Annotated in this window: 8 protein-coding genes; 5 read left to right on the plus strand and 3 right to left on the minus strand. The window is 39.0% G+C overall.

Annotated elements, in window-relative coordinates:
* Position 1 precedes the first annotated feature (1 nt).
* The 5 genes from FOL89_RS03535 to FOL89_RS03555 all read left to right on the plus strand — a co-directional run bounded on the left by FOL89_RS03535 (position 2) and on the right by FOL89_RS03555 (position 9,652).
* Positions 2-571, plus strand: coding sequence for a hypothetical protein (locus tag FOL89_RS03535; RefSeq protein ID WP_144281468.1), 570 nt, complete (start codon positions 2-4; stop codon positions 569-571).
* A gap of 65 nt (positions 572-636) precedes the next feature.
* Positions 637-5,778: a vWA domain-containing protein gene (locus tag FOL89_RS03540; protein WP_144281469.1), complete on the plus strand. Its 5,142-nt coding sequence runs from the start codon at positions 637-639 to the stop codon at positions 5,776-5,778.
* 80 nt (positions 5,779-5,858) lie between these two features.
* Positions 5,859-6,407, plus strand: a complete 549-nt coding sequence (locus FOL89_RS03545; RefSeq protein ID WP_144281470.1) for a hypothetical protein — start codon at positions 5,859-5,861, stop codon at positions 6,405-6,407.
* A 169-nt stretch (positions 6,408-6,576) separates the two neighbouring features.
* Positions 6,577-9,108, plus strand: coding sequence for a DUF6923 family protein (locus tag FOL89_RS03550; RefSeq protein ID WP_185146903.1), 2,532 nt, complete (start codon positions 6,577-6,579; stop codon positions 9,106-9,108).
* Between the two features lie 25 nt (positions 9,109-9,133).
* Positions 9,134-9,652, plus strand: a complete 519-nt coding sequence (locus FOL89_RS03555; protein ID WP_144281472.1) for a hypothetical protein — start codon at positions 9,134-9,136, stop codon at positions 9,650-9,652.
* Between the two features lie 187 nt (positions 9,653-9,839).
* Here the strand turns inward: FOL89_RS03555 and FOL89_RS03560 are convergent, their stop codons facing one another.
* Genes FOL89_RS03560 through ccoG form a run of 3 tightly spaced genes read right to left on the minus strand, consistent with a single transcriptional unit; the run spans position 9,840 to position 12,509 of the window.
* The gene (locus tag FOL89_RS03560; protein ID WP_144281473.1) at positions 9,840-10,601 is read right to left on the minus strand and encodes a sulfite exporter TauE/SafE family protein; all 762 of its coding nucleotides are present in this window, start codon (positions 10,599-10,601) and stop codon (positions 9,840-9,842) included.
* Complete coding sequence (locus FOL89_RS03565; protein WP_144281474.1) at positions 10,592-11,044, minus strand: FixH family protein; 453 nt, start codon at positions 11,042-11,044, stop codon at positions 10,592-10,594. Before FOL89_RS03565 ends, FOL89_RS03560 begins: the two co-directional genes overlap by 10 nt.
* A 10-nt stretch (positions 11,045-11,054) precedes the next feature.
* Entirely contained in the window at positions 11,055-12,509 is a 1,455-nt protein-coding gene (gene ccoG / locus FOL89_RS03570) for a cytochrome c oxidase accessory protein CcoG (protein WP_144281475.1), read from the minus strand.
* Between the last annotated feature and the right edge of the window lie 62 nt (positions 12,510-12,571).

Consider the following 12,571-nt stretch of genomic DNA (forward strand, 5'->3'; position numbering starts at 1 on the left):
TATGAAAACAGCATTCCGTAATTACTCTATACTTTTTAGTATAGGGTATTTGGGGCTGTTCATATTTTTTCTTTCTTCCTTTTCTTTCGTTAAGGCTCAGATATACGTACAGGGAGATGCAAAGATCATTACGGAAACCAATAAGAAAGTTTCACAAAATCAGATCTATATAGCTGAAGGGTCATATATTTTTGACTTTTCTGAAAACAATTTAAAAAATAAAAAAGCAACTCCCACAAAACGGATTACCCGAAAGGCAAAGCCAAAAAGCAGCCAGAATGTAGCCTCACATCATCCAATAAAACATAAAATACTTATTAAAAGTCTTTTTAAGCAGGCAAAAAACACATTTTTAAAAAACGGCTCTTCGGGCGCAAACAATATCGGTGTAGTCAATAGTCATATTACATCAAAAGATGGTTTAATGTCAAGAAAATATACGTTAAATATTTTCTCATTTCGTCTATACACCAAGTTTTCGAATATTACAAAATGTGTAAAAATACATAACTCAGTAAAAAATCATACGGTAAGACCGCCCCCTTTTTATTATTCATCCATACGTGCCTGATGTAACAGGCAATAAATACAAATAGAAAAATAATTTTCTAAAACACATACAATAATAACAAAACGATGAAACGTAAAAATAATTTTACATTGTTAAGAGTCTTTTCTATACTCTTACTATGTATTTCAACCTTTTTATCAAATATAAAAGCTCAGTGTGGTGCCGATATATTTATACTGAATGATAATTCTGCCTCTGTAGATGCTCTGGAATATAGCCAGAGTAAACAATTCATATCCCGATTGGCTATAGAAATGTCTCCGCTTGGTAACGCAACCAACCAGACAAGAATAGCCATAGGAGATTTTTCTAATACCAACCAATATTTACAATACGATTTTCCCGGCTCTACCAACAATTACACAACCCTGTTAAGCGATGTTGTAAGCTATGAAAATGCTCCGAGAATTTTGAATGGAGCGACCAACGTAAGTTACGGAATGAACGCAGCAAGTGTTGTTGCGGGTTTACCCCAGATACCCGGTCGTAATGTAGCTCAGGTAATGATTATTTTAACGGATGCTTATCCTTCACAATTGCCACAGTCTCTTGTTACTACTGCTGCTGTACTTAAAAGCAAAGGCTTCAGTGTCATTGTAATGGCAATAGATGATGCAGTGCCTGATCAGACATTACCATTGGTTGCTTCGCCAGGAGGTTATTTTAGTGCAGTAGATTACCAGTCTTTGTCAACGAATGTTATCGCACGTGCAAAACAGTTGGCAGCACAGGCGTGTACTTATGTTCCTCCTACTCCAATGCCGGACTTAACAGTCAGCCTATCCAATTTTACAGTGAAAAACTGTACAACCACACCAGAATACAGCCTCAATTATGTAGCAAACAATATAGGAAATGCTGCCTTTTCAGGGAACCTCTATATCTCCTTATATGATGCAAACCCACATATTCCCGGGACTAATTTATTAGGCGTTTATAATGCAGGTACAGTAAATATTGCAACGGGAGCATCTTCTTCCGGAACCATTACCGGGGTTAACATACCGAACCTGAAAACAGCACAGACTGTATTTGCTTTGGTTAATTATAACGGGAATACAGCCGGGAATCAGGTACCCGTTTCTTCTTCTATAAGTCAGGCTCAACTTTCTGTATCGCCAGAGAAAGATGCTCAGAATAATCTATCAGCAGGAACCAACTTAATAAGTGGTACAGGGTGTGATATGGCGATCCTTAATACTTCAGTAACTTCAGAAGGAGGGGCGTGTGATGACATTGTGAAATACACCGTGCAGATATGCAATAGCGGACCACAGCCTGCCAATATTACCAATGTTTTGCCTTTTGCAGCACCCAACTTTGTATTAACAGGAAGTACATCGCCCACTTGTGATATCATAGGAAATACATTTACTCAATTAGGAACTGATATTGACGGATTTGCAGGGGAATATTTCGGTTCTGACGGTGTTTATTTATCTAATGATGGTTTAACCGTGTTAGCTGGTTCATTTACGAATCGCAGAGTCTACAGTTATAATGGAACCGACTGGGTTCAAAAAGGGTCAGATATAACAGGTAATGATGTGTCTGGTGCCTATTTGTCCGGAAATGGAAATACGGTAGCCATAGCTGATCTTAGCGCAACTGGAAGCCCAGCATACTCTCCTGTTGTAAGAATCTATGACTGGAACGGATCAAGCTGGCAACAGCGTGGATTAGATATTTCTGAGAATTTTAGTACATCTACTGGTTCAATTAGTCTTTCCGATGATGGAAATACCTTAGCAGTTGTAAATGATGGGGCTAGTTCCACCACTTCAAAAGTATCCGTTTACAGATGGAATGGGACAGCTTGGGTATTGAAAGGAGCTCCTATTATTGGTGCAACAAACGATCGACTTTCAACTGTTGCCATGTCAGGGGATGGAAATTTCTTATTGACAGGAGGTGATATAATAAATAATGGAAAGGGACTTCTTAAATCTTATGCTTGGAACGCTTCAACATCCCAGTGGGTACAGCGGGGTCAAACAATAGTTGGGACTGTTACTAATCAATTATTAGGGTTTAGTGTTGATATATCGGATGATGGCAATACACTTGCTGCCGGCGCACATACTTACAGCTCAATTGGTGGTGCTGTCAAGCTTTATACCTGGAACTCTGCAACAAGCCAGTGGGTACAAAAGGGGGCTACTCTTACAACCGGCGGTAGTAATGACTATTTTGGTTTTGATGTAGCCTTGTCATCTTCCGGTAATACAGTGGTTTGTGGACCTAGTAATCCCACTATCGGAACAGTACGTGTATATGACTATGTGGGAAGTGCTTGGGTTTTGAGGAATTCTATCCCTCAGGAGCAGCCGGCAGATCGTTGGGGACTTTTTGTGGCAGTATCAGCCAATGGACAAATTGTTGCTGGTAGCGCATATGAAAACAATGGAGCAGGTACAGACGCAGGACAGGCAAGAGTTTTTAAATTTGGCGCAACATGCGCACCATTGGCATCCGGGGCTTGTGCCACTTATACTTATACCTATGATGTGACCAGTGCAGCAGCCGGAACGTATGATTTTGATGCGATCGTACAGGCTACAAAAACCAATGCGGCACATTTCAACCCTATTATCAATCCGGATAAGAACTTTACAGCACAAAACTCAGCTACTGTAGGTGATGGTTTTGATGGTTCCAACCATTTGGATGATAATGTTACCCTGTTTGATAATGCATTCTGCTCTACAACACATACTATAGATGTTGCAGTAAGCTTGAACCCGACATCAGTCTGTGCAGGAGACTTTTCGGCTGCAACGGTTACCATTACCAATCCATATCCGGTTGCTATTTATAATACTCAGCTCAATCTTAATCTGAATAACGGTTCTCTTTATGTTTCTGAGCCTTATAATGTGAGCAATATTATTTTACCTGGCAATTTAGGTTTTACCAATACGACAGGTGCAAAAACTTTTGCGGTGTACTCATTAGCTCCGGGTGTTAATTCTTTCAAGATTGATATCAGTGCAGCAGCAGGAACCACAGCTTTGACGGCACAATTAACCGATATAGATCCAGCGTACAACAATAATTCTGCAACAACACCAGTAGTAACATCTAATGTTGTTGGAGTTGCCGCACCAGTACTTACAGGAGGAACTTGCCCGGCAACCGTTACCAGTACAGCTACTACGATTAATCTTAGCTATAGCTTCTCGGGGGCTGCTTCTTATAAGTGGTCATCCGGAACCAATGGAGTTTTTGCGAACAGTACCAACCCGATAACGACCTATACCATCAATCCGCAGGATTATGCGAATGGTTATGTAGATTTTGTATTGACGGCTTACTCATCAATAGGTTGTGAAACCGTTATCCCTTGCCGTGTCAATATTTCGGGAGTACAAAGAGATTATGGGGATGCTCCGGTAAGCTATGATTTGAATGAAAGAGCAATACCAGTTGCCGCAGCACACTCGTTATTTACAGGATTATATTTAGGAGCGTTACCGCCTGATGCAGAAGTACAAAACCAACCTTCTTCTGCAGCAAATATAGAACTTGAAGATGACGGTTTGCAATTGACTAAATTAAGTATTTATCCATCAGCAAGCACCTATAGTTTGCCAATATCAGTTACCAATTCAACTACTAATGGAGCTTTTGCAAACGCATTTATTGATTGGAATTTAGATGGAGATTTCCTAGATGAAGGCGAAACCGGTACACTAGTGCCAGTACCCGCAAGTACAGGAATTGCAAATTATAACATCAATTTTGCGATTCCATCGGGAGTTATTTTGCCATCAAATACCTATGTAAGATTAAGAGTTGCACTTGAAGAATCTGATGTGCTGAGACCTTTTTCAGCAGCAGGCGGAGGAGAGGTGGAAGACTATTATTTGAATCTTGAAATTGACCCATGTATTATTACCACATCCAACCCGGATTCAGATGGAGATGGAATAAGTGACAGATGTGATCTTGATGATGATAACGATGGTATTTTAGATACTTTAGAATGCCCAACTACAGTTAATGATTTTATCACAGCATTTGGAGCAGGGGCAACAAAAGATATTTTACCTTCCGATTTTGGATTAGCCTTGAATGTTAAAAACCAAAATGTAACAGCAGATTTAAGCGCAAAATTTGGTTATCCGGTAAACTCAGGAGCCGTAATTATTAATATTACCAATGCGTCCGTACACCCTACACAAGATATTTGGTGGACAAAGAACGGCGAACAACCTTCTATCTGGAAAGTTTCGGGAACAATGAGTGCATTTTTAGGGATGGCTCACGATCTTCTGTATTATGCGAATGATAATAAAACCATTCATATTTATGACAATGCAGATGTGATTCCGGTAACTACTCCCGGTTTAGCCAATCAAACAGCTATTGCAGGGCAATGGAGCATCATTGATTTACCATCTCAAAAAACATTAAATAATCTTAATAGTAATAATGGAACCGTTGAAAATGGAAATTGGAGATACATCAATATGAATTTCGGTCCAAAATCATTCGGATTTTCAACTACTGTCGCATCCGGAGAACCAAACTATGCAGTTACCATGTTACTAGAATGTGATACAGATAAAGATGGTATTCCTGATCGTTTAGATTTAGATTCAGACGGAGACGGTTGTAGCGATGCTATCGAAGGTGGCGCAGCATTCACTACATCAAATTTGGTAACTTCTACATTGTCTGGAGGAAATTCAGGAGCAAGTTACACAGGAACTTCTACGACACCTGTTATCCAAAATCTTGGAAATACAGTTGGAAATACCGCTACAACAAATGGAGTTCCTACAGTAGCAGGAACAGGACAATCCATAGGAGATTCGCAAAATGGAGCAGTAAGTTCACAATGTTCTTCTGCCTGCTACAAACCTGGGGTTCTAGATGCAGGAAACACTTATCCGACGAAACACGGTATTACCTCACTAGGAAGAGCAGGTTCCAATGGCGACAACTGGCCAATGGTAAGAGAAAGTGCTTGGACGGTTCTTGAGGCAAAAACTAAAGGCTTTGTGGTCAACAGAGTAGCTTTCAGCGATTCAGATAGCGATCCTCTTACCCCGCAGGTTCCTATAGGAATTTCGCCTTCAAACTTTGTTGAAGGAATGATGGTGTATGATACGACCAATAATTGTTTGAAGGTATATACTACAACAAACGGAGGAACCTCGTTCGCTTGGTATTGCATGTCTACACAAACATGTCCGCAGTAAATAATGTTAATACAACTTTGTCAAGGCTTATAAACTTTGACAAAGTTTTCTAAAAGTCAAACTTTTACAAATTCAAAAAAATGAAAAAATTTCTCATAATCAGTGCACTTTTTTTCTCGACTATTGCATTTTCTCAAGTAGCCATAGGAAAAAGTAGTGTAACCAATAGTTCTGTTTCCTTAGAATTCGGAACGGGTAACAAAGGCATTGTTTTGCCTTGGACAAATGCTACCAGCAATGTTGCTCCGTTTATTACCGGATATTCAGGCGCAGAAACCATTGTAGACGGAACTATTGTATATGATGCTACAGACAAAAAAGTAAAATACAAAAAATCAGGATCTTGGTTTGATCTTTCCGTAGATGGAAACGGAGCTGTGAATACCTCTTTGCAAAGTTCTATAACAGAGCTTACATCAGCCAAAGCAGCCATAGGAGTTAACGGATCCACAGATACAACACCCGGGATATTGGTTTTAACGGATCCGGACAAAGCAATGATTCTTCCGAAAGTTGCAGAACCACATCTGAACATTAAAAATCCATCTGCAGGAATGTTGGTTTATGATACGACAAATCGTCAGTTAGCAGTATTTAACGGAACGAATTGGAGTTTTTGGAAACCATAATTTTATATTCAATTCATAGAAAGATGAAAATTGGTCTATAAAATATAATGCTGTACAAAAATGGAATCTGGTATAGAAGTAGGTAGTAATGCGATGCTTCTATCAAAACATATTTGATATAGCAAATAACGAATACGCAAAAAAATTTCCAATCTTCAAAATAATAACAATGAAAGAAAAAAATAATTTTACGCGGTATAGAGTTCTTTTAACACTACTCCTATGTCTATTTACAATCACAGCAAATTTAAAAGCACAGGGAGTAGATGCTGTATTTCTATTAGATAATAGTGGGTCAATTGATGCCTCAGAGTGGACAAATATGTCCAATTCTACAAAAACACTTATTGATGATGTATTACAATGTAATCCATCCAATAGAGTTGCGGTAGTAAACTATTCATCAACTTATAATACAAGTGATGCACACTTATATATTGAGTCTGAATTTACTAACAACGCAACTACTGCAAAGAGTTTCGTAAGACGAGGAGGTTACTACACGGCAATGGGACATCAAACTCTCACCTATGGGGCAGCCGAAATACTGAAAAATGCTTTAGATGGATCCGTTAATGCATCAGTTTTAAGTCCACAAAAAACTTTGACAAAGACCCCCAATAATAGGCTTGTAATTTTCGTTTTTACAGATGGAACTTCAGCGGATACAAAAAACTATACTGGAATTGGTGGTGACTTTGATATTTATAATAATTTAAAAATATTAAACGGAGCAACCTTTGTTGTCTTGCAAGCTCCCAGCTCGTCCACTGCTACCGCAGCAGAGCTGGCTGCCAGTCGCAGTACTTCAGCTGCGGTGGCATCAGTAGGGGGAACTTATACGGGAAGTATAGATCCAAATCCCGGAGATCCTCAAGGAAGTGGGACAAAACCCAGAAAAATGATTTTTTCTAGTACTTTCAATGTTTCGACTTTAGATCTTAATACAGTTGCTGAGGGTATATGCAAATCCTGTGCTCCAGTTGTATCAATTTCTGCTGTAACACCTCCTACGCAAAATGTTTGTTTAAATGGAACTCCACAAACTTTAGTTGCTTCAGCTAGTGGAACAGGTACACTTTCATATCAATGGTATAGTAATACTACGAATAGTAATATTGGAGGAACTTTAATTTCAGGAGCAACTTCTTCCACTTATAATCCGCCAACTTCTGTGGCAGGAACAAAATATTACTATGTAGTAGTCAAAGACTCTTATTGTGAAGGGACAACGACATCCTCTGTATTAACGGTAACGACCAGTAATAGCCCATGTTTCAGCTGCAACAGCAATATGTATTTATCCACAATAAGTTCCGGCAGCACCACTCTTTATACGGTAGATACTTCTGTATCTCCTTTTACCTACTCATCAATAGGTGCGGCAGCGATTGCCTACAATGGTATTGGGCTTAATCCTTTGGATGGTAGAATGTATGCAATGCAGCAGTCAAGCAATAATTTGCGGGTGGTCAATACCGATGGCTCTACCACCAACCTCGGCGCTGTTACAGGATTACCTTCTGCAAACTATTTCGGAGGAGAGATAGATAACTCCGGCAATTATTATGTGATTGCAAATATTGCCGCAGGTACCAGCACACTCTATAAAATCAATCTTATTACCCAAACAGCTTCGGCAATTTCTTTAAAGTATGCGAACAATACGACGGCTACCCTTTACCTTCCTGATATGGGATACAGTATAACAACAGGTCTTCTTTATGGAGTACATGGTATAACCGGTCAGCTTGTTACGATCAATCCTACCACAGGAATTGTAACTCCTGTAGGCAGTCCATCAGGAGCAGGTCAAAATTTCGGAGCCATGTACACTTCGAGTACAGGAGAGGTATTCGGAATCCGAAATATCGGAGGTTTTTATCAGTTTAACCTGACCACGGGTGAAAGAGTTTTGATATCAGATGCGACTCCGAGCACTGGTAACGATGGAGCCCATTGTGTGACCATGCCTATTACATTCACGACAGATTTAAGAATCGAAAAGACAGATAACACGTTAACGTATGTTCCGGGAAGCAGTACGACCTACACGGTAGTAGTTAGCAATCAGGGACTTTACGGGGTGGTGGATGCATTGGTTAAAGATGCGGTTCCTGCAGGGATTCCTGCAGCAAACGTAAGTTATACCGCAGTGGCATCTTCCGGTTCTACGACCACTGTTTTAGGAACACAAACAGGTGCCATCAATGATTTGGTGGGTCTTCCGGCAGGAGGTTCTGTTACTTATACGATTACGGTAAATATTCCGATAGACTTTACAGGTGATCTTGTCAATACAGCCAGCGTTACTGCTCCGGCTAATATTACAGATTCTAATCCTTCAAATAATGCGCAAACGGATACCGATAGCTCCAGTGCTTGTTTCAAGCCTGCTCAGACCACCGGAACTGTTTTAGAAACGCAGCATGGGATTACTTCTCTGAACAGAGCAGGGAATACCGCCTCAGGCAGCAATTGGCCAATGGTAAGAAAGGGGGCATGGACCGCTCTCGAATCTAAAACCAAAGGATTGGTGGTCAACAGGCTTACCACTGCACAGATCGCCAGTATTCCTTCGTCTAACCTAGTAGAAGGGATGGTCGTGTACAACACTACGTTGAATTGTCTTCAGGTCAATACAACGGGAACTCCATCGGGATGGAGCTGTATGTCTACGCCAACCTGTCCTTCTAACTAATTTGTTTAATGCTAAATAATATCTTATGAAAAATATTCTCAATATAGCTTTTCTTTTTTTATCGGCTTATGCATTTTCTCAGGTAGCGATAGGGAAGTCAGCGGTAAGCAACTCGTCAGTATCATTAGAATTTGGAGACGGAAATAAAGGTCTTATTTTACCTTATGTGACTTCGGCAGCTTCGGTGAGCGGAGCGGTAGACGGAACGATCATCTTTGATTCTTCGGATACAAAAGTAAAATACCTCAAAGCAGGAACCTGGTTTGATCTGACGAGAGACAGTGGAGGATCTGTAGATACTTCATTACAAAGCAATGTCAGCGAAAATGGTTCTGCGAAGGCAGCTATTGGCACCAATGGAGCTACCGACACCACTCCCGGAATATTGGTACTCACCGACACCGATAAAGCGATGATACTTCCCAGAGTGGCAAGTCCTCATCTTAATATTGTAAATCCTTCGTCAGGGATGATGGTGTATGACACCTTCAATCATATGCTGGCGGTATACAATGGCACCGTGTGGTCTTTCTGGAAACCGTAAGATAATTTATCCTGTGCTTATAAAATAAAACGCAGCTGTAATGGAATTTAGATTCTAAAAACTTTCAAATGAAGAAACTTATATAGAATGAATAAAAAAAGATAAAATTGTAAAGTTCAGGGGTTACATGTTGTTACGGCTTTTAATTACGAAAAAAAGCCATTCTTCCAATAAGTGTTAAATCTAATTAATGACAAGTTTCAGGATCGTGTTTATGATTGGGGTCTGTATTGGTGCAGTCAAGGTCATGTCCGGGAGATACCTTCATTGCTTCTGCTCGTGGTGAAACATAGGGAATTCCAAGTTCTAAACCCCGTACAATAAAAAGACCTCCTAAAATAATCATGACCACCGGAACTACTTTAAGAACTTTTATCCTGAATGTCTGGCTCATCAGATTGCCAACCAATACCACCGTAAACATAAAAGGAAGGGTTCCCAGTCCGAACAAGGTCATATAAAATGCTCCCTGCCAAATACCACCACTTGCCAGACTTGCTGTGAGCGCCATATAAACCATTCCGCAGGGTAAAAATCCGTTGAGAATTCCGGTTGAAAATCTTGACCGGTAATCTGCTTTTTGAAGTAATTTCCCCAAATTAGATTTTACTTTAAAAAGAAATTTTGAAATAAACGGAATTTTTGAGGCAAAATCTTTTCCGCCAAATGAAAACAAAGCCATGATGATGAGCAAAATTCCAACACCAATAGTAAGATAGCGTTGGAATCCTGCCATTTCAAATCCTTCGCCTATAATGCCGAGAATTCCTCCCAATAAGGCGTAGGTAAAAATTCTTCCGAACTGATAGGTGAGATTCTGAAGATAATAATTGGTTGCCTGCTTTTTGGTTAAACCCATTGATAATGCAATGGGACCGCACATTCCGATACAATGAAAACCGGATGCGAAGCCTAAACCTATTGCAGATATAATCAATGCTATTTCCATATCACATCGTAGTCGAGTCGATAGTCTGTTTTATCTTTTGTCCAGCTCAGTCTCAGGGTATAATTTCCGTTTTTTAGAACAGATGAAGGGATTGTAAAAGAATTGTCTGATTCTAGCTGAACAGTCTTTTTTATATCTAAATTCTGATCATCCGATCTGTTTAACACAAAACTGACTGCTGAATTAGAATTATTAATTCCAGAAGGAAAGGTGAGAGTAATTCCTTTTGGTGATTGTGAATAGACCGGCTTCTCTTCCAGTTTATCCGCACGGTTTTTTGCATCAATTACCGATTGGTACTGAAGCTCTTCTTCATAATAATGTTCTGTCACCATTTCTGAATTTTTTTGTCCGTTCGGAAAAAGAAAGAGCATTGATAAAATAAATATAATAAACGAGGCAAGCGCTAAAACAATACCGTGTCCCCACGTAAAATTCTTCATAATTTTTTCTTTAAAACTGTAATTTAAAAGGTCCTTCAAAATAAGTCTGGTACGAATCAATCAATTTACCGTTCATATCATAAACACCAATGGTAATATTTTGTTTTGATAAATTCATTTCTGCTTCCGGGAAACTGATGCTAATGGTTCCTTTGGCAATTTTATCACGGTCTACTGTGATTTTGCTAGAACCACTGAAACCTATTTCGGCATGAGATGGCTCAATTACTTTTATGGTAACAATTTTTTTATCATTGGTTTTATTAAGAAATGTATAATTATACGTATTGGTAATTTTTCCTTCTCTTACAAAGAACGTACTTCCTGCCGGTTTGATGAATTTTGCTTCCATTTCGCCACGGTTATAAAGTAAAAATCCTAAAAATCCTACCAAAAATATCAATACTATAGAAAATCCTTTCATTCTTCCGGTAAATTTGAAAGGGATTTGCTTTTCTATTTCATTTTCAGAAGCATATCTTATCAATCCTTTTGGCAAGCCTACTTTTTCCATGACTTCATCACAGGCATCTATACAGGCTGTACAATTTACACATTCCAGTTGCTGACCGTCTCTGATATCAATCCCTGTAGGGCAAACCACAACACACTGAAAGCAGTCGATACAATCTCCTTTTCCTGCCGCTTTTCTGTCTTCGCCTTTTCTCCATTTAGAACGGTTTTCACCTCTTTTAAAATCATAAAAAACATTGATGGTGTCTTTATCAATAAGTACTCCCTGTAATCTTCCATACGGACAGACCAATGTACACACCTGCTCTCTGAACCATGCAAAAACAAAATAAAATGCTGCTGTGAAGAGAATCATCACGATGAAATTGGTAGGATTGGCAAAAGGACCCTGCGAAATTATATTTAAAACTTCTTCATATCCCACAATGTACATAAACATAAAATGGGTAATAATTAAAGAAACGATAATATATATAGACCATTTCAGACTTCGCTTCCATATTTTTTCACTGTTCCATTCCTGTCTGTCGAGCTTCATTTGCTTATTACGATCTCCTTCAATAGCATACTCAATTTTACGAAATATTGATTCTAAAAAAATTGTCTGAGGACATATCCATCCGCAGAAAATTCTTCCGAATGCAATCGTAAAAACGATGATGAAAACAAGTGAGGCAATAGCACCCAAAGTAAGAATGAAAAAGTCTTGTGGGTAGAAAGGCTGCCCGATAATATAAAATTCTCTGTCGATGACATTGAACATGAAAAAAGGATTCCCGTTAATTTTAATAAATGGAATTGAAAAGTAAATCAGCAATAAAATAAAGCTCACTAAATTCCGGTAGTTAGTATACTTTCCTTTAGGTTTTCTAGGGAAAACCCACTTTCTTTTACCGGACTGTTCCATTGTACCTATAGAATCTCTATAGGTTTCAGGATCTAATACCTGACCTTGTCCGCCTCGAAGGGCTTCATTCTCTATTTTTGACATTTTTTGGTATATTTTAAAAACGAAAAAACATAATTCGTTACTATTTTTATCTAATAACAAAT

Source organism: Chryseobacterium echinoideorum, assembly GCF_007474535.1.
GTDB lineage: Bacteria > Bacteroidota > Bacteroidia > Flavobacteriales > Weeksellaceae > Chryseobacterium > Chryseobacterium echinoideorum.

What these genes read in the sequence shown, in the direction of transcription:
- FOL89_RS03540 (WP_144281469.1), top strand. Translation starts at nt 637, where the DNA reads ATGAAACGTAAAAATAATTTTACATTGTTAAGAGTCTTTTCTATACTC.
- ccoG (WP_144281475.1), bottom strand. Translation starts at nt 12,509, where the DNA reads ATGTCAAAAATAGAGAATGAAGCCCTTCGAGGCGGACAAGGTCAGGTA.
- FOL89_RS03555 (WP_144281472.1), top strand. Translation starts at nt 9,134, where the DNA reads ATGAAAAATATTCTCAATATAGCTTTTCTTTTTTTATCGGCTTATGCA.
- FOL89_RS03550 (WP_185146903.1), top strand. Translation starts at nt 6,577, where the DNA reads ATGAAAGAAAAAAATAATTTTACGCGGTATAGAGTTCTTTTAACACTA.
- FOL89_RS03535 (WP_144281468.1), top strand. Translation starts at nt 2, where the DNA reads ATGAAAACAGCATTCCGTAATTACTCTATACTTTTTAGTATAGGGTAT.
- FOL89_RS03565 (WP_144281474.1), bottom strand. Translation starts at nt 11,044, where the DNA reads ATGAAGAATTTTACGTGGGGACACGGTATTGTTTTAGCGCTTGCCTCG.
- FOL89_RS03560 (WP_144281473.1), bottom strand. Translation starts at nt 10,601, where the DNA reads ATGGAAATAGCATTGATTATATCTGCAATAGGTTTAGGCTTCGCATCC.
- FOL89_RS03545 (WP_144281470.1), top strand. Translation starts at nt 5,859, where the DNA reads ATGAAAAAATTTCTCATAATCAGTGCACTTTTTTTCTCGACTATTGCA.